This window comes from Pseudomonas californiensis (genome assembly GCF_021147775.1).
Taxonomy (GTDB): Bacteria; Pseudomonadota; Gammaproteobacteria; order Pseudomonadales; family Pseudomonadaceae; genus Aquipseudomonas; species Aquipseudomonas californiensis.
In genome coordinates this window covers 1-18,198 of sequence record NZ_JAGTPK010000039.1, presented here as the reverse complement: position 1 = coordinate 18,198, position 18,198 = coordinate 1, and the positions used below count along the sequence as shown (strand labels likewise).

Sequence of the window (18,198 nt, the reverse complement as noted above, 5' to 3'; positions counted from 1 at the left end):
CCCGGTCGGTAACAAGGCACCCCGTAACAATCGGCAGGATACGCGTGATCAGGTAACGCTTCATCCCTCAACGGCGGGCGCACCGCCGGGCAGCCTCAAAAGATCAGACTCCCGATCAAAAAACCCTCAGCGCACCATCATGTTGCCTTTTTTCCTTGCTACGCACTGATTTGAACCCTGCACTGGAAACCCGGAACCCTCAACAAATGCAGGTAATTTCATTTTCGGATACGAAACCGTAATGAATGCCTGAGTTTGGGTCATGAAAATGAAACACGGTCGCCCTCACCATAGCCATGCAGAAAAGGCCTGCTCCAGCTTCTGGCGAAAGGAGAACAAAATGCACCAAAAACACACACTGATGTTGCAGGAGCAACACCTCACAGGGGCGATTTACTCAAATACCGGGGTGTGAGGTAACAGATTTGGTATCAGACGCTTCGTCAAAAGGTGAGAGGCCCAAAGGACGTTATTTTTTTCCATCAATAAAACACTTAAAAAACATATAGTTACGAAACAAAAACAACCTGAATTCTGATTTTTCACAAATTTTTTCTATTTACAGGAACTTTGTGCACGCTTGTTGCTATATCACCCATATGGTCGAGACGCTTCTGGCGGAAAACAGAGACGGCATGACCAAGGGAAAAAACAGGTCGCGGCCCCGACACAGGCTTTTGCAACACTGTTTGCGGACGGGCATAGCCCGTTACAGGACGCGAATGCTTCGACGGGGCTACGCCAGGGCAGTAAAAGCCCTGCAATTGCGACAGGGATGAGACGTTCAGCGACACCGCCGTAAAGTTTTTGCAAGGATAGGGTTGTAACTATCGTAACCACAGTCAGCGTGATGTAGATTTTCCGCCGACAAAAATAGAAAGAGCCGCCCAGATAAAAAAACAGGTGGGACGGCATAGAAACTCTTCTAAAAACCAAAGGAGCAATCACGATGAGAGTGATGAAGTGGAGCGCAATCGCACTGGCCGTTACTGCAGCCAGCACCCAACTGGCTACAGCTGCACCGTTCGTCAGTGACCAGGCTGAGGCCAAAGGCTTTGTTGAAGGCAGCACTCTTGACCTGAAATTGCGCAATTACTATTACAACCGTGACAAGAAAGCAGGCGCTCAGGACGATCGTGACTGGACCCAAGGTATCTGGGCCAATTTCAGCACCGGTTACACTCAAGGCACCATCGGCGTCGGCGTTGAAGCGTTCGCTTACGCTGGCGTGAAGCTTTGGGGTCCTGACAAGTATTCGGGTTCGGGTAACCTGATCACCGATTCGGCCGGTAACAACGAAAACACCCAAAGCAAAGCTGGCGGCGCTGTTAAATTCCGCATCTCCAAGACTGAGCTGAAAGTCGGCGACATGCAGCCAACCAGCCCGGTATTCGCAGTCGGCGGTTCGCGTCTGTTGCCTCAGACGGCCAGCGGTATCAGCCTTCAGAGCAGCGAAATCAAAGGTCTGGACGTTGAAGCAGGTCACTTCTACTCCGGCACCAGCCAGGACGACACCAGCCACGGCGGCAGCATCTTCGCCAACTACGCTGGCGTTCGTGCCAACAGCGCTGATTTCGCTGGCGGTAAATACGCTATCACCGACAGCCTGGGCGTCGGCTTCTATGCCGCCAAGCTCGAGGACGTGTGGGACCAGTACTACGGTAACGTGAACTACGCACTGCCACTGGGCGGCGATCAGTCGCTGGCTTTCGACGGCAACATCTACCGCACAGTCGATGAAGGTAGCGCCAAAGCAGGTTCGATCAGCAATACCGCGTTCTCCGGCTCGGTTGCCTACTCGTTCCTGGCTGCTCACACCGTTACTCTGGCCTTCCAGAAAGTCAACGGCGACACCCCATTCGACTACATCGGTATTGGTGACAACAACCGTGGTGGCGACTCGATCTTCCTGAACAACTCGATTCAGTACTCCGACTTCAACGGTCCGGGCGAAAAATCGTATCAGGCTCGCTACGACCTGAACATGGCACCTTATGGCGTTCCAGGCTTGAGTTTCATGACCCGTTACGTCAAGGGTACTGACATCGACGGCACCAAAACCCCAGGCGGTAGCGCTTACGCTGGCCTGTACGGCGCAGATGGCGAGCACCACGAGACCAACCTTGAAGCCAAGTACGTGCTTCAAACAGGCCCGGCCAAAGATCTTTCCTTCCGCATCCGTCAAGCATGGCACCGCGCCAATGCTGACCAGGGCGAAGGCGATGTCAATGAGTTCCGCCTGATCGTCGACTACCCGATTTCGGTTCTGTAATCGCGATTCGGTACTCGGTAAAAGAAAAAACCCGGCGCATGCCGGGTTTTTTCATGCGCGCTGCAAAGCACCTTCCAGAGGGCTGCATGCCTGACGCGCCCTGTACGTCATCGGCACACCGCCGTACAATGCCAGGTCATTTCCAGTCACAGCAACCGACAACGGCCAACCATGCGCACCAGTCAATTTTTGCTCGCCACACAGAAAGAAACCCCTTCCGATGCGGTCGTGGTCAGCCATCAGCTGATGCTGCGTGCTGGCATGATCCGCAAACTGGCCTCCGGCCTGTACACATGGCTGCCCATGGGCCTGCGTGTATTGCGCAAGGTTGAAGCCATCGTCCGCGAAGAAATGGACGCCGCCGGTGCTCTCGAAGTGCTGATGCCTGGCATCCAGCCCGCAGAGTTGTGGCAGGAGTCAGGCCGCTGGGAACAATACGGTCCGGAATTGATGCGTCTGGTAGACCGTCACAACCGTGAGTTCTGTCTGGGTCCGACGCACGAAGAAGTGATCACTGATCTGGCACGCAATGAGCTCAACAGCTATAAACAGCTGCCGATCAACATGTATCAGATCCAGACCAAATTCCGCGACGAGATCCGCCCGCGCTTCGGCCTGATGCGCGGCCGCGAATTCGTCATGAAGGACGCCTACTCGTTCCATGCCGATCACGCCTCGCTGCAAGAAACCTACGACCGCATGCACCTGGCTTACAGCAATGTATTCACGCGCCTGGGCCTGAAATTCCGCCCGGTCGAGGCTGACAACGGCTCCATCGGTGGCGCAGGCTCACACGAGTTCCACGTATTGGCCGAGTCCGGCGAAGACGATATCGTGTTCAGTGACGGCTCCGATTACGCCGCCAACATCGAGAAGGCCGAAGCTGTTCCGCGCGAGAAGGTTCGCCCGGCTGCAACGCAAGAGCTTCGCCTGGTCGACACACCCAATGCCAAGACCATTGCTCAACTGGTAGAAGGCTACAGCCTGCCAATCGAAAAAACGGTCAAGACACTGGTGGTGCATGCCGCAGAAGAAGGCAAGCTGATTGCCTTGATCATTCGTGGCGACCACGAACTCAATGAAATCAAGGCCAGCAAACTGGAGCAGGTTGCCAGCCCGCTGGTCATGGCATCCGAAGCCGAACTGCGTGACGCGATTGGCGCAGGCGCAGGCTCTCTGGGCCCGCTGAACCTGCCATTCCCATGCGTCATTGACCGCTCTGTCGCGTTCATGAGCGACTTCGGCGTCGGCGCCAATATTGATGACAAGCACTACTTTGGCGTCAACTGGGAGCGGGATCTGCCGATTCCGGCCATTGCTGACCTGCGCAATGTCGTCGCCGGCGACCCAAGCCCGGATGGCAAAGGCACGCTTGAAATCAAGCGCGGCATAGAAGTGGGCCATATCTTCCAGCTGGGCACCAAGTACAGCGAAGCGATGAAGTGTCAGGTGCTGGGCGAGAACGGCAAGCCGGTCAACTTGTCAATGGGTTGCTACGGCATCGGCGTTTCCCGCGTCGTTGCAGCCGCTATCGAGCAAAACAGCGATGAAAACGGCATCATCTGGAACGATACTCTTGCACCTTTCCAGATCGCCCTGGTTCCGCTGCGTTATGAAACGGATGCCGTTCGTGAAGCCACCGACAAGCTGTATGCCGAGCTGAAGGCGGCTGGCTTTGAGGTGCTTCTCGATGATCGCGACAAAAAGACCAGCCCCGGCATCAAGTTTGCCGATATGGAGCTGATCGGGATTCCGCATCGCATCGTCGTCAGCGACCGCAGCCTTGCCGAAGGCAATCTGGAATACAAGAGCCGTACCGAATCGCAACCTCAAGCCATTGCAGTCGCGGATGTGCTTTCGTTCATCAAGGGCCGAGTGAAACGCTGAGTAAAAAGGAGCACCGGCATTGTCGGTGCTCCGCTCATCACCTGCCCCATCCGCATCAAGAGATCCCATGCTCAAACGAAGCACTCTAAGCCTCGGCAGTGCCGTACTGTGCGGCACTTTCCTCGTTGGCGGTTGTGCCAATCAATTGTCACAGCGCAGCGAGCACGAAGAACGCGTCGAACGCAAACTGCTCGAGCACACCGTACAGATCGACATTGGTGAGCCCAAGACACTTGAGCTGCCACAACGGCGCGTACGGATTCACGAACACAAGTCGTTCGAGGTCACTGACTTTGAGGTGACCCGCCATTACGATCGCTACACACCCTACCAACCCTGGCGCGAAGTGTACGAAATCCCGCTGGGCGCTGTTGCGGTCGTGGCAGGCATCGGCGCAAATGTGGTCAACGTCTTTGCATTGGGCAGCCTTCCAGAAAGCATGACCAAAGACTTGATCAGCTATGGCGTCGCTGGCCTGAACCCGTTCATGAACGCACCTTCTCATGGGCGCGCCCAGCAGAATCTCGCCGGTATAGACGAGGTCCAGAAAGACAAGAGAATCGAAAACTCTACTCTGCCCTGGAACGAGCGCTCGGTGATGGTAAAGGCCGGCGCGGAAACGCACGAGTTGAGCACCGATCGCAATGGCGTACTGAGGCTCAATCTGCTGGACAGCCCGTTCGCCGAGCAGGATCTCAGTCGCGTCACCCGCCTGTATATCAATGTCGAAGACGAGCAGGACAACGCGCACGCCAACACCAGCCTGCCGATCAGTCATTCGTTGCGAGGCAAGCTGCTTGAAGCGCACGCCTTGATTTATGACGACCTGGAAGACGACGAGGTCAGTCAGTGGGTTCATCGGGTCAAGCGTCTTTCAGACATGGGTCTCGAAGAAGAAGCCAGCGAACTGGAACAGAGCCTGATCGAACTGACGCGCAACGATCCGCAACTGCAAAACGAATTTCTGAAATCGCTCGCCAAGGACGCTGGCCGTCTGGTTGCAGTACCTGCAGAGGCGCCTTGAAGGTTAAACGCTCCGCAATGCTGCGGAGCCTGCGACTCATCGGTTGAACAGCTCCAGTTGCTCATGGGCTGCGCGCATGTCATGCAGGCGCACACCTACGCCCAAGAGTCGGACCGGCTTGCTTCCCCGCGCAAAAGCCTGAGCCAGCAATTGCTCATAACTGCCAAGGTCACGACCAGCCCCGGTCTGTTCAAGCGTGGTCTGCGTAAAGTCGTGAAACTTCACCTTCACGAATGGCTTGCCGGGTTTGTACTGCCCCTCCATGCGCGCCATGCGATTGGTCAACGTTTCCAATAAAGCGGGCAGCTTTGCCAGACAGCTGGCCAAATCAGGCAAGTCCGTATCGTAAGTGTTTTCGACACTGACCGACTGGCGCCTGCTGTCATTCTGGACGGGACGATCATCGATCCCGTGTGCAAGGCTCCAAAGCCGCTCGCCGAAGCTCCCGAACTCTCTTACCAACGACAACTTGTTGCGGCTGCGCAAATCGGCGCAATCGACAATCCCCAGACGTCCCAGCTTGTCAGCGGTAACTTTGCCAACACCATGCAATTTGTTCACAGGCAGCGAAGCCACGAAATCTTCGACCTGATCAGGCGTAATGACGAACAGCCCGTTGGGCTTTTTCCAGTCGCTGGCGATTTTGGCGAGGAATTTGTTGGGCGCGACTCCCGCTGAAACAGTGATATGCAACTGATTCGAGACCCTGCGCCGAATGTCCTGAGCGATACGCGTCGCGCTGCCCGAAAAGTGACTGGCGTCGGAAACGTCGAGAAAGGCCTCATCAAGCGAAAGCGGCTCGATCAGGTCGGTGTAATCACGAAAGATGGTGTGGATTTCCCGCGATGCTTCTTTATAAGCATCCATGCGCGGCTTCACGATGGTCAGATCAGGGCAAAGCTTCAGTGCATGACGCGAAGACATGGCAGAGCGAACCCCGAATGCCCTGGCCTCATAATTACAGGTCGCAATCACCCCTCGCCTCTCCGCCGAGCCGCCGACTGCCAGTGGCTTGGCCGCCAGACTGGGGTCGTCACGCATTTCGATGGCTGCATAAAAGCAATCACAGTCGATGTGGATGATTTTGCGTTGCGTCATGACCTGCTGAAATTTGAAAGCTGTGGCTGCGCAGTATCTCACCGGTATCGAAAAGTGACACGCCTCATCCTGCAAGTCCGCGATGAAATGCCAGCCCGCTCACCTCGTGGGCCAGGCAAACAACGCTCACGCCCTGCCCACGCGGCCCCAAACACCTGAATGCGTATTGAGCGCTTCGCTAACCAATTGAAGGAGAAGCATTTTTTTAAAACTAATCGTTGACACGCCCGCTACTCTCTGTAGAATGCCGCCACACAGACGCGGGATGGAGCAGTCTGGTAGCTCGTCGGGCTCATAACCCGAAGGTCGTCGGTTCAAATCCGGCTCCCGCAACCAAACATCAAAAAAGGCTACTCGAAAGAGTGGCCTTTTTTGTGCGCGTATGAAAAGGCATCTCGACCAGACTGAATCCGCCAGGGAACAAAAGCGTTGCATGGCGCCCACTTAAACCACCAATGACCTGCCAACCTACTAATTTGTCGGTTTTCTGCATTAAGGGTTGACACTTCTTCGTTCGGCTGTAGAATGCCGCCACACAGACGCGGGATGGAGCAGTCTGGTAGCTCGTCGGGCTCATAACCCGAAGGTCGTCGGTTCAAATCCGGCTCCCGCAACCAAACATCAAAAAAGGCTGCTCGAAAGAGTGGCCTTTTTTGTGTCTGACAGAAATAACTGCCTGATCAGCGCTAACCACCTGACAGAAAAGGCTATTTAGTTCACTCTCTGACATCCTTTCATCACGCATGTAACGTATTGTTTCCTTTTACGACAGTTTTAAGCTGCTCGGCCGATAGGCTTATGACTAAGCTGAATTTCACCTGAATCACAGCTGAACAGCATCACCCTGCTCCATTCGCTATTCGCTCGTTAGACGTTGACGCGCTAACATCCTGAAATATTTTTTGCGTAGGGATTGGTAACTTGGCTGTATACCTCCATCCTGTCGCGCACGATCCAAGGAGTGATTGATGCGCGATAACACGTCAGATTCCAATGAAACCGTGAATGCAGACCAACCTGGCAAACCTGCGCGCCTGCATTGGCGCGAGCTGCTGAGCAAGTATCGTCAGCCAATCGGCCTTGCGGTGATGCTGCTGTTGTTCGGCCTGGCCCTGATTGCCTGTCGTCACATGCTTATCGAGATGGACTGGTATGCATTGCACGACTCCTTGTTCGCCGTACCCCTGCCCTCACTGGGCGGAGCGTTACTGGCGGCAGTGATCGGCTATGTGATCCTGATGGGTTATGAACTGTCAGCCAGCCGTTATGCCAACGTTGACCTGCCCACCAAGACGCTGATTCTGGGAGGTTTCACCTCCTTTGCGATCGGTAATGCTGTCGGGCTTTCGATGCTGTCGGGCGGATCGGTGCGCTATCGTCTGTATTCCAGACACGGCATCGGCGCGATTGAAATCGCCCGTATGACGGTGTTCGCCAGCCTCTCGCTGGGCTGCGCACTGCCGCCGCTGGCCGCGCTGGCAACGCTGAGCAATCTCTCAGGTGCATCGCTGGCCCTGAAGCTGCCGGTTGAAGTATTGGCCGTAATTGCCACTACGGTCCTGGTAGGCAGCATTCTGCTGGCGGTTGCAATTTATCGCCGACGTCTGCCAGAGCAGGACATCCCGCACAACATTCTGGTACGCCTGGGTCGTCGCACCCTGCGCCTTCCTGATCTGCGCCTGACCCTGATTCAGCTGGTTATCACAGCACTGGACGTCGCTGCTGCCGCACTGGTGCTTTATCTGTTGCTGCCCCAGGCGCCGCCGCTGGGCGCCTTCATGCTTATTTATCTGCTGGCACTGGCTGCAGGCGTACTCAGTCATGTACCCGGCGGTGTCGGTGTTTTCGAGGCGATACTTCTCGCCGCGTTCGCCAACGAGCTGGGTGCGGCCCCACTGGCAGCTGCCTTGTTGCTGTACCGTTTGATCTATGTAGTGCTGCCGCTGCTGCTGGCGTGCCTCACGCTACTGTTCACCGAAGCGCAGCGCTTGCTGCCGACACGACAAGCCATGCGCGTTGCATCCGGGTTGGCAGCGCCAATTCTGGCCCTCCTGGTTTTCTTGTCGGGGGTGGTGCTGCTCTTCTCTGGTGCCACCCCTGAAATTGACACCCGACTTGAAAACGTCGGCTTCATGATTCCTCATCGACTGATTGACGCTTCGCATTTTGGCGCCAGCCTGGTCGGTGTGCTTTGCCTGTTGCTTGCTCAGGGCCTGCGTCGAAGGCTCTCCGCTGCGTGGGTGCTGACGGTGATTCTGCTGCTGGTCGGCGCTGTGCTGTCGATGCTCAAAGGCTTCGATTGGGAGGAGGCCAGCCTGCTGCTGCTGACCGCCTGCCTGTTGATGACCTTCCGACGTTCGTTCTATCGCCCCAGTCGCCTGCTCGAACTGCCCTTCTCGCCGCTCTACCTGATCGCCAGCGTGTGCGTTGTAGGTGCGTCGATCTGGCTGCTGTTGTTCGCCTATCAGGACGTGCCCTACAGCCATCAGCTCTGGTGGCAGTTCACACTGGACGCCGACGCCCCGCGCGGACTGCGCTCGGCGCTGGGCAGCGCTGTTCTGCTGGTAGTTGTGTCGCTGACCTGGCTGCTGCGCACGGCCCGTCCCGTGATCAAGTTGCCGGACGCCGCCGACCTCGACAAGGCCGCCGAGATTCTCAAGGCCTCCAGCCAACCCGACGGCGGACTCGTGCTGACCGGCGACAAGGCCATTCTTTTCCACCCTGCTGGCAATGCCTTTCTGATGTACTCGCACCGTGGCCGTAGCCTGGTGGCGCTTTATGACCCGATTGGCCCGACTCAGCAACGCGCCGAACTGATCTGGCAATTTCGTGACCTGTGCGACGTACACCATGCTCGCCCTGTGTTTTATCAGGTCCGTGCGGAAAATCTGCCGTTCTACATGGACATCGGCCTGACCGCCATCAAGCTGGGTGAAGAAGCCCGGGTTGACTTGCGTCGCTTTGACATCGAAGCGAAAGGCAAGGAAATGAAAGACCTTCGCTATACCTGGAACAGGGGTGGCAGGGACGGGTTGTCGCTGGAGATCTACGAAACCGGCCAGGCTCCCATCGATGAACTCAAGGTCATCTCGGACGCTTGGCTGACCGGCAAAAACGTGCGTGAAAAAGGTTTTTCGCTGGGCCGCTTCAATCCTGAATACCTCAAGTATTTCCGGATCGCCATCGTTCACTTCCAGGGCAAGCCTGTCGCATTTGCCAACCTGCTTGAAACCACCAGCCTTGAACTGGCAAGCCTGGACCTGATGCGCTCGCACCCTGATGCTCCCAAGCTGACCATGGAATTCATGATGGTCGGATTGATCCTGCATTACAAAGCTCAGGGCTACGCCCGATTCAGCCTGGGCATGGTCCCCTTGTCGGGGCTGCAGCCACGACGGGGCGCCCCTATCACACAGCGACTGGGATCAATGATCTTTCGCCGTGGCGAACAGCTATACAACTTCCAGGGGCTGCGCCGCTTCAAGGACAAGTTCCAGCCTGATTGGGAACCCCGCTATATGGCCGTGCCTGCCGGACTCGATCCGCTTGTCGCACTGGCTGACACCGCCGCCCTGATTGCGGGCGGCCTGACTGGATTGGTGAAACGCTGATGATTCGACGCTTTTGGCGATTTTTGCTCGCCGCCCTGGTAATTCTTCTATTGGCTGCACTGGGAGCCTGGATCTGGAACCGCCCCGCTCCACCCGCCACTCTGGAACGCTTTGACCTGGATGACGGTGCACCGCTGATCAGCGTGACGCCGGCCACAAGCATCAAGACCCGCATTGCCCTGGCCGTCACCGCAGAAGAGATGCTGACCGACAAACAATTGCTGGCGATCAGCAAGGACGCCTCGGCTCGCATCATCCAGGTCGTGCTGCCAAAAGACGATTGCGTCATGCAGCAGAAGACTTTCAAGGCCGCTCTGGAGAAACTCGACGGTCCCGCCCTCGTCGTGGGCGGCATCGGGCCTGGTGCGACACTGGCGTGGCGTTGGCTGGCCGAACAGACCAATGACAAGGCTCAGGCGATCTCGGTAGGTTTTGCACTGGAGCACGTTTCCAATCCGCCACCGGTGCTGGAAGAAGACGAGACCCCGCCGCGCATATGCGACGTGCCGCTGCCGCAAAAGGCGCCACACGGCCATTGGCTGGCTGCCTGGAACGATGCGCCGGATGATCCGAGCGCTGCATTCGTGCGCGACCAGACCAATGCCGACACCAGCATCAGCGATTACGACATTCCGCTGCCGCAGGTTCTGAACACTGAACTGCGCCACTTGCTGCTGGGCGAAAACGACGCGGGCGGCCTGGGCATTCCGGTGGTTGAAGTGCCAGCAAGCCAACCCTCCGACACCGTGACGCTGTTTATGTCTGGTGACGGCGGCTGGCGCGACCTGGACAAGGTCGTGGCGGGCGATATGGCGAAGATGGGTTACCCAGTGGTCGGTATCGACGTACTGCGCTACTACTGGGAGCACAAGACGCCTGAGCAGACTGCCGTCGACCTGACCGACCTGATGAACCACTATCGTCAGAAATGGGGCACCAAGCGCTTCATTCTCGCGGGTTATTCCTTCGGTGCTGACGTCATGCCTGCAATTTACAACCGTCTGGCGACCGAAGACCAGAACCGTATCGATGCGATCATCCTGCTGGCGTTCGCGCGGACTGGCAGCTTCGAGATCCATGTCGATGGCTGGCTCGGCAACGCAGGCAAGGAAGCAACCACAGGCCAGGAAATGGCCAAGCTGCCCGCCGCCAAAGTGTTCTGCGTGTACGGCGTGGAAGAGAAGAAAGACAGCGGCTGCACCGATACCACAGCTGTGGGCGAAGCGGTTCAATTGCCGGGCGGTCATCACTTCGATGAAGACTACCCTGCCTTGGCCAAGCGCCTGATTGATGCGATCAACAAGCGTCAGGGCAAAACAGCTGCTCAGTAATATGCGCTATCGCAGCTGATGTGCCTGCCATAAAAAATCCCGGCACCGTAAGGTTGCCGGGATTTTTTTGCCTGCCGTTCAGCCAGTCTTGCCAGCAGCGGGTTACATCTCGACCTGCGTACCCAGCTCAATCACCCGGTTGAAGGGCAGCTTGAAGAAGCGCAGGTTGCCGTTGGCGTTCTTGAGCATGAACGCGAACAAGGCTTCCCGCCAGCGTGCCATTCCGTCCATCTTGGACGGGATGACCGTCTCGCGACTGAGGAAGTACGTCGTACGCATCGGACTGAAGTCCAGCTCCGCCAGATGACACAAGGCCAGCGCAGCCGGCACATCAGGCTCGTCAATGAACCCGAAATGCAGAATCACCCGGTAGAAACCTTCGCCATACGATTCCACCTCGAAACGCTGCTGGGCGGGCACACGAGGGGAATCCTCGTAGACCACGGTCAACAGCACCACCTGCTCATGCAGCACCTGGTTGTGCAGCATATTGTGCAGCAGCGCGTGCGGCACAGCATCCGAACGAGCAGTCAGGAACACTGCAGTACCCTGAACACGATGCGGCGGCTGGACCCGGATACTGCCAATGAAGATCGGCAAAGGCAGCCCGCCCTCATCAATACGCTCAGCCAGCAACTGCTTGCCGCGCTTCCAGGTGGTCATGAGAATAAACAGCACAGCACCGGCCAGCACCGGAAACGCCCCGCCCTGGAAGATCTTCGGCACGTTGGCCGCGAAGAACAGACCGTCCACCAGCAACAGACACAGCAACAACGGCACCGCCAGCAGCGGCGGCCATTTCCAGAGCATCAACATGACAGTCGACACCAGAATCGTGGTGCACAGCATGGTTCCGGTCACTGCAACGCCGTATGCAGATGCCAGCGCGCCTGAGGACTCAAAGCCGATCACCAGCAGGATCACACCCGCCATCAACGCCCAGTTCACAGCACCGATGTAAATCTGGCCCTGCGCATCGCTGGACGTGTGCTGGATGTACATCCGAGGGATGTAACCCAACTGGATGGCCTGAAGCGTCATGGAGAACGCCCCGGAAATCACTGCCTGCGAAGCAATCACGGTTGCCATGGTCGACAGGCCGATCAACGGCAGCAAGGCCCAGGCAGGCGCCAGCAGATAGAACGGGTTGCGGACAGCCTCAGGATTACCCAGCACCAAAGCCCCCTGCCCGAAGTAATTGAGCAACAGGGCAGGCAGAACCAGGATGAACCATGCACGCGAGATCGGCTTGCGTCCAAAGTGCCCCATGTCGGCGTAAAGCGCTTCGGCACCGGTCAACGCCAGCACCACGGCGCCCAGAATGGCGACGCCAATGCCCGGATGGATGACAAAGAATCGTACACCCCAGACTGGGTTGACAGCGTGCAGCACTTCCGGAGACTGCATGATGCCGTAGATGCCCAGCGCGCCCAGCACCACGAACCAGGTGACCATGACCGGGCCGAACAGCACTCCGATGCGCGCAGTGCCATGTCGCTGGATCAGGAACAGACCGACCAGCACCACCAGCGCCATCGGCACAATCCAGCGCTCCAGGCCATCGAATGCCAGCTCGAGCCCCTCCATCGCCGACAACACCGAGACCGCCGGGGTGATCATGCTGTCACCATAGAACAGCGCAGCGCCAAACAACCCGAACACCACCATCATCATCTGCAGCCGTGGATGCTTGGCCGACGCACGACGCGCCAACGCCGTCAGGGCCATGATGCCGCCCTCGCCCTGGTTGTCGGCGCGCAGGATAAAGACCATGTACTTGAAGGAGACGACCCAGATCAGCGACCAAAAAATCAGCGACAGTACGCCCAGAATCGCGTCATGTGTCACCTCGACCCCATAGCCACCCTGAAACACTTCCTTGAGCGTATACAGCGGGCTGGTGCCAATGTCGCCATAGACGACGCCCACTGCCGCGATCAACAAGCCAACAGGCCTTGCAGCGCTTGCCCCCTCAGCATGACTGTTTGCTTGACTCATCCACTACTCCCGGAAACCAGACATGAGGTTCAAAGCACTCTGAACTTCACAACGCGTAACAATTCAGATTCACCCAGACATTGACATGCCTGGGCGCGATGGCGCGAAGCATAACGCAGCACTCGTTGTAATTCTCTTTCAAACGCTGCTCATCGCATGCACTCGTCTTGCGGTGTGTCTGGATCAGCAACCTCATCTCATGGCTTTGACCTTTCTTTTGTAACGCCCGCCTGATCAAAACTCCCTGCTCGCGCTCGTCTGTTAATGGCGCTTGAAGTTTGAACAGGCGCAGCGGACCGGTTAACATTTGCCCGGTTTCCAGAATTGCCCAAGGAAATGCCATGTCCCGCACCCACTGGCTGCCTACGCCGCCTTAGCGCTACGCCCCCTCGCAACACCCTGACCGCAACCTACTGCGGTCGCATCCGGCTGTGCCCGATCAATATCGGCAGCCCACTCCCTAGCTCAGTCAAAAACAGTTGCACACGCACCGTTCAGCGCTCGCCGCTGCGCGTCATGCCGTGCCTGCCATGGGTGAATCAATGTTTGAAAAGATCAAGGCCAACTGGCTATCCAACATAAAGGCGGATGTGCTCGCCGGTCTCGTTGTTGCACTTGCCCTCATTCCGGAAGCGATTGCCTTCTCGATCATCTCCGGCGTCGACCCTGAAGTCGGTCTCTATGCCTCGTTTTGTATCTGCACAGTGATTGCGTTTGTCGGAGGTCGCCCCGCGATGATCTCCGCCGCCACCGGCGCAATGGCGCTGCTGATGGTCAATCTGGTAAAAGACCACGGGCTTCAGTACCTGCTGGCAGCAACCCTGGTATGCGGGTTGCTGCAGATCATCGCTGGCTACCTGCGATTGGGCGCGCTGATGCGCTTTGTGTCCCGCTCGGTCGTTACGGGCTTCGTCAATGCGCTCGCCATTCTGATCTTCATGGCGCAGCTACCTGAACTCACAGGCGTCACTTGGCCAGTCTATGCAATGACCGCTGCTGGATTGGCGATTATTTATCTGTTTCCACGCGTACCGTTCGTGGGCAAGTTATTGCCGTCACCACTGGTGTGCATTCTGGTGCTGACAGCCGTATCGATGTATCAGGGTCTGAAGATACATACCGTCGGCGACATGGGTTCATTGCCGGACAGCCTGCCGATATTCATGTGGCCCAGCGTGCCACTGAACATGGAGACATTACTGATCGTCCTTCCCTACTCAGCGGCTTTGGCGGTGGTCGGTTTGCTGGAGTCGATGATGACAGCGACCATCGTTGATGACCTGACAGATACCCGCAGCGACAAGAACCGGGAATGCAAAGGCCAGGGCATCGCGAACATCGCTACCGGCCTGATCGGCGGGATGGCAGGCTGCGCGATGATCGGACAGTCGATGATCAATGTTAAATCCGGCGGCAGAACGCGCCTGTCCACGCTGAGCGCAGGCGTACTTTTACTCGTAATGGTCGTGTTTCTTGGCGATTGGCTGGCACGCATTCCGATGGCGGCCCTGGTTGCGGTGATGATCATGGTGTCCATCAGCACGTTCAGCTGGAGCTCGATCCGCAACCTGAAAACCTATCCACTCTCGACGAACATCGTGATGGTCACCACCGTGGCAGTAGTGGTCACTACGCATAACCTCGCGTATGGCGTCATCGCGGGCACTCTGCTGGCAGCCATGTTCTTTGCCAACAAAATAGGCCATTACCTGGATGTCACCTCCAGACATGACCCTGAACACAGCCACCGGACATACTACGTCACTGGCCAGGTTTTCTTCGGGTCCGCAGACCGGTTTGCCAATGCGTTCGACCTCAAGGAGAAACTGGACACGCTTACCATAGACCTGCGAGACGCTCACTTCTGGGACATCACCGCAGTGGCGGCTCTGGACAAAGTGGTCCTCAAACTGCGTCGAGAGGGCATCACCGCCGACGTCATCGGCATGAACCAGGCGACCGCGACCCTCGTCGACCGATTCGGCGTGCACGACAAACCGGACGGTATCGACACGCTGATGGGGCACTGACTGCCAGCATGAATAGCCCTCTGGCTATCCAGGGTCAGAGCTGCACACCCACCACGCAGGGGATTTAACACAGCACTCGTCGTAATTCTCCGCCAAACGCTGGTCATCGTGCGCGCTCGCCGCTAGAATTGCGCACTTTTTGATCAGAGGCGCACCAAGCGCCCAATCGGTGTCTGCGCGCGTATCGCCCAGGCACATTCACGCCGAGGTTCGCCATGTCCACCGTCACCACGCCGTCCGCCCCAAAGGTCGGATTTGTCTCTCTGGGCTGCCCAATTGATACCCTTCCTATACTTTGAAGATAATTGCTTTACCACGGCCACTTTTACTCGTTTTGCTGGCAGCATTGGTTCACCCCAAGCCCCTGCCCTGCTAGGATGCGCTCCCTGATTTCGGAGCACACATGGACGAACTTATCTCCCAGATGTACAAAGGTTTGAGCACGAATGGCCCCTTTGTAGGTGGTGTTTTCGAGTCACCGGAGGATGAGAATGAGTGGTACGTCCCTTTGCTCTGCCAAGGGGAACGATTCATCATGATTTTCGGTCTGATCAGCTCTGACCCTGTCGCTACGCACTACACCGGAATCATCAGAACCGACGCTGGCCATAATCTGAGTTCGCACGCATATAGTCTGAAATACGCAGCCGCCAGTGTGTACTTCTCAAAGAACCGCTTTGCGCCACTGCAGGTAGCAGGTACTACACGCAACCTCCTTAGGCAAACCGTACCTGAACTGCTGGTTGTAGCAGTGCAAACCTTCATAGGCTACCGCCCCACCGCAGACGAGTTCTATTTCATCGCGGGCGCTGAAGAGGACAAACGGATTGATAAGCTCAATTTGTGGTACCACCGGATTGGTGGTAGCCTTGCGTCATCCATAGGTTTTTCACCCGTCCACCGATCCAAAGGAGATTGGCATGGTTACCGAAAGACTCACGATTAAGGACCTGCAGAAAATGAAAGCAGCTCGCCTTAACGATGCTTTCGAAAAAATCGAACGTGCGATTAAAGCTGGTACCCTCAAGCAGGTAGCTCCACAAAAATCTGTGTGAGTACGAATTCCAAAAGCCGCCTTTCAGGCGGTTTTTTTTCGCCTGTAATTTCAGTCTTTTCCTGAACCAAGCGATTGCAAAGCGGTGCAAATGCCGAGGAGGCATGCAACCCACCAGGAACCGCATATTTCAAGCGGCTAGGACATTTAGGGCAGCTTCATTGCGTTATCAATACCAAAGACTTTTCGGGCACACTGGTTTTCGAAAATCATCCATTTCACCTGTTTTCCAATTTTTCACCCAAGCGGGCCGGGCCTGTCGCCAGATCGATCGCCCAGGGCAGCCTGCAGCGCGTCGTGCAAGCCCGTGACATTTCCCTGCAAAACTTTGCACGCAGTGCAATGGCCGCTGCCCTGTGCGAGCCCACAGACGGCGTGCCCTGGAGCATTGGTTGCACCACACCCGGCGTTTGCACTTTTTGGGGACGCAAAGCCCGTCGGCGGGAGGGGGATAAGTGCTTTTTCATCCGTTTTTTTATTCTGGTGGTTATTTTCGAGAACATTTGTTATCAACTTAAGCGCGAGTTCGAGTGTTGCCTCCTAGCAGAATAACCGAAAAAAGCTATACTGTTCATTCATACAGATAACCGATAGCGGGAAGAGGCTAAGACTATGGATGTGGCAAGCGTTGAGCGAACCGCTGCTATAGCGACATGGACACTACTCTTGAACGACAGCATCGCGTTACAGGAGAATCTTGGTGCTCAGCACAGGAGGCTACGCAGAACGGCTCACGCCCTTTGTCGATCCCAAGTAATTAATCGTGACGATCTCAGCGATCTGCTGGAGCTGGCAGACGGAGCGCGTTCATATGCGGCGGAGGCATTGCTTGAGTCTAGGACTGGATGGTTAGTAAGCGCTCCATGAACCCCACATTCAAAATGCTCAGTTGATGCCCGATGCTGTGCTCCCGATTCTATCAGGAGCCCGTTCGCCATGATGCGACCCGATGCAAAAGTCGAAAAAGTGTATCTGTATCCCAAGCCGGTCGACTTCCGAAAGTCCATCGACGGCCTGGCTGCCCTGGTCGAGCTGGACATAAAGGTAGCGGTCTTCGACCCGGTGCTCTTCGTCTTTCTCAACAAGCCGCGCAACCGGGTTAAGATTTTGTATTGGGAGCGAAACGGCTTCTGCCTTTGGCTCAAGCGTCTGGAATCCGAACGTTTCAAAACATCGCCCGATGTCAGCGACGAGGCGATTGTCCTGACCGTCCAGGAACTCAACTGGATGCTCGACGGTTTTGACCTCTGGCGCAACCGACCTCATCAGGTTTTGACGCCGCGATTCGTCGCCTGATTCGGTATAATCCAGGGCATGATTTCCATGCCCAAAGACCTTCCTGACGATCCTGTTTTGCTCAAGCAACTGCTTGAGCAAATGTTGCGCGAGCGCACGTCTGACAAGGGCAAGATCGTTCATCTCGAAGAAGAAAACGCACTACTGCGCCAGCGTCTGTTTGGTCGCAAGTCCGAGCAAACAGCCGATGCGGCCACGCCGCAGTTGGCCCTCTTCAACGAAGCAGAGAGCGTCGTCGAAGCTATCGACGACAACGTTGAAGAAGAGGTCGTCGCTCCCGCCAAACGGCGTGGCAAGCGCAAGCCTCTGCCCGCCGATCTTCCGCGTATCGAAGTCATCCACGAATTGCCCGAGCATGAGCTGACTTGTATCTGCGGCTGTCGCAAACACACGATTGGCGAGGAAGTCAGCGAGCAACTTGAAATCGTGCCGATGCAGATCCGCGTGATCAGGCATGTTCGTAAAGTCTACGGTTGCCGCGACTGCGAAACAGCACCGGTCACTGCGGACAAACCGGCTCAACTGATTGAAAAAAGCATGGCCAGCCCGAGTGTTCTGGCGATGCTGCTGACCACTAAATATGTGGACGGCTTGCCG

14 protein-coding genes and 2 tRNA genes are annotated in these 18,198 nt (G+C 56.6%); 13 read left to right on the top strand and 3 right to left on the bottom strand.

Going from position 1 to position 18,198, the window contains the following annotated elements:
* The first annotated feature begins 949 nt into the window (after positions 1 to 949).
* The 3 genes from KDX37_RS24965 to KDX37_RS24955 all read left to right on the top strand — a co-directional run bounded on the left by KDX37_RS24965 (position 950) and on the right by KDX37_RS24955 (position 5,183).
* Positions 950 to 2,272 carry an OprD family porin gene (locus KDX37_RS24965; RefSeq protein ID WP_231655769.1) on the top strand — a complete coding sequence of 441 codons (1,323 nt, stop codon included), beginning with the start codon at positions 950 to 952 and terminating at the stop codon, positions 2,270 to 2,272.
* Positions 2,273 to 2,443: 171 nt separating this feature from the next.
* Positions 2,444 to 4,159 (top strand): proline--tRNA ligase, encoded by a 1,716-nt coding sequence (locus tag KDX37_RS24960; protein ID WP_231655767.1) that lies wholly within the window; start codon positions 2,444 to 2,446, stop codon positions 4,157 to 4,159.
* A gap of 67 nt (positions 4,160 to 4,226) precedes the next feature.
* Positions 4,227 to 5,183, top strand: a complete 957-nt coding sequence (locus KDX37_RS24955) for a hypothetical protein (RefSeq protein ID WP_231655765.1) — start codon at positions 4,227 to 4,229, stop codon at positions 5,181 to 5,183.
* Positions 5,184 to 5,219: 36 nt separating this feature from the next.
* Here the strand turns inward: KDX37_RS24955 and dinB are convergent, their stop codons facing one another.
* A complete protein-coding gene (gene dinB, locus KDX37_RS24950) occupies positions 5,220 to 6,281 on the bottom strand; it encodes a DNA polymerase IV (protein WP_231655763.1) in 1,062 nt (353 codons plus the stop codon).
* 259 nt (positions 6,282 to 6,540) lie between these two features.
* On the opposite strand from dinB, the gene KDX37_RS24945 reads away from it, so the two are divergent.
* The 4 genes from KDX37_RS24945 to KDX37_RS24930 all read left to right on the top strand — a co-directional run bounded on the left by KDX37_RS24945 (position 6,541) and on the right by KDX37_RS24930 (position 11,223).
* A tRNA-Met gene (locus tag KDX37_RS24945) sits at positions 6,541 to 6,617 on the top strand.
* Between the two features lie 204 nt (positions 6,618 to 6,821).
* Positions 6,822 to 6,898, top strand: a tRNA-Met gene (locus tag KDX37_RS24940).
* Between the two features lie 351 nt (positions 6,899 to 7,249).
* Positions 7,250 to 9,892, top strand: coding sequence for a bifunctional lysylphosphatidylglycerol flippase/synthetase MprF (mprF, locus tag KDX37_RS24935; protein ID WP_231655762.1), 2,643 nt, complete (start codon positions 7,250 to 7,252; stop codon positions 9,890 to 9,892).
* Positions 9,892 to 11,223: a virulence factor family protein gene (locus KDX37_RS24930; protein WP_231655760.1), complete on the top strand. Its 1,332-nt coding sequence runs from the start codon at positions 9,892 to 9,894 to the stop codon at positions 11,221 to 11,223. Before mprF ends, KDX37_RS24930 begins: the two co-directional genes overlap by 1 nt.
* A gap of 102 nt (positions 11,224 to 11,325) precedes the next feature.
* Here the strand turns inward: KDX37_RS24930 and KDX37_RS24925 are convergent, their stop codons facing one another.
* Both KDX37_RS24925 and KDX37_RS24920 read right to left on the bottom strand, forming a co-directional pair.
* Complete coding sequence (locus tag KDX37_RS24925; protein ID WP_231655759.1) at positions 11,326 to 13,221, bottom strand: potassium transporter Kup; 1,896 nt, start codon at positions 13,219 to 13,221, stop codon at positions 11,326 to 11,328.
* Between the two features lie 46 nt (positions 13,222 to 13,267).
* Complete coding sequence (locus tag KDX37_RS24920) at positions 13,268 to 13,564, bottom strand: hypothetical protein (RefSeq protein WP_231655757.1); 297 nt, start codon at positions 13,562 to 13,564, stop codon at positions 13,268 to 13,270.
* 199 nt (positions 13,565 to 13,763) lie between these two features.
* Between KDX37_RS24920 and KDX37_RS24915 the strand changes: the two genes are divergently transcribed.
* The 6 genes from KDX37_RS24915 to KDX37_RS24895 all read left to right on the top strand — a co-directional run.
* Complete coding sequence (locus tag KDX37_RS24915) at positions 13,764 to 15,251, top strand: SulP family inorganic anion transporter (protein WP_231655755.1); 1,488 nt, start codon at positions 13,764 to 13,766, stop codon at positions 15,249 to 15,251.
* Positions 15,252 to 15,654: 403 nt separating this feature from the next.
* Positions 15,655 to 16,197 (top strand): hypothetical protein, encoded by a 543-nt coding sequence (locus tag KDX37_RS24910; protein ID WP_231655754.1) that lies wholly within the window; start codon positions 15,655 to 15,657, stop codon positions 16,195 to 16,197.
* A complete protein-coding gene (locus KDX37_RS29455; protein WP_264759378.1) occupies positions 16,172 to 16,306 on the top strand; it encodes a hypothetical protein in 135 nt (44 codons plus the stop codon). The genes KDX37_RS24910 and KDX37_RS29455 overlap by 26 nt, the downstream gene beginning before the upstream one ends.
* 74 nt (positions 16,307 to 16,380) lie before the next feature.
* The gene (locus tag KDX37_RS24905) at positions 16,381 to 16,857 is read left to right on the top strand and encodes a hypothetical protein (RefSeq protein ID WP_231655752.1); all 477 of its coding nucleotides are present in this window, start codon (positions 16,381 to 16,383) and stop codon (positions 16,855 to 16,857) included.
* A 384-nt stretch (positions 16,858 to 17,241) separates the two neighbouring features.
* Positions 17,242 to 17,601, top strand: a complete 360-nt coding sequence (tnpB, locus tag KDX37_RS24900) for an IS66 family insertion sequence element accessory protein TnpB (RefSeq protein ID WP_231655750.1) — start codon at positions 17,242 to 17,244, stop codon at positions 17,599 to 17,601.
* A gap of 18 nt (positions 17,602 to 17,619) precedes the next feature.
* Positions 17,620 to 18,198, top strand: a 579-nt coding sequence (locus KDX37_RS24895) for an IS66 family transposase (protein ID WP_231655749.1), incomplete at its 3' end; no start/stop codon positions are given.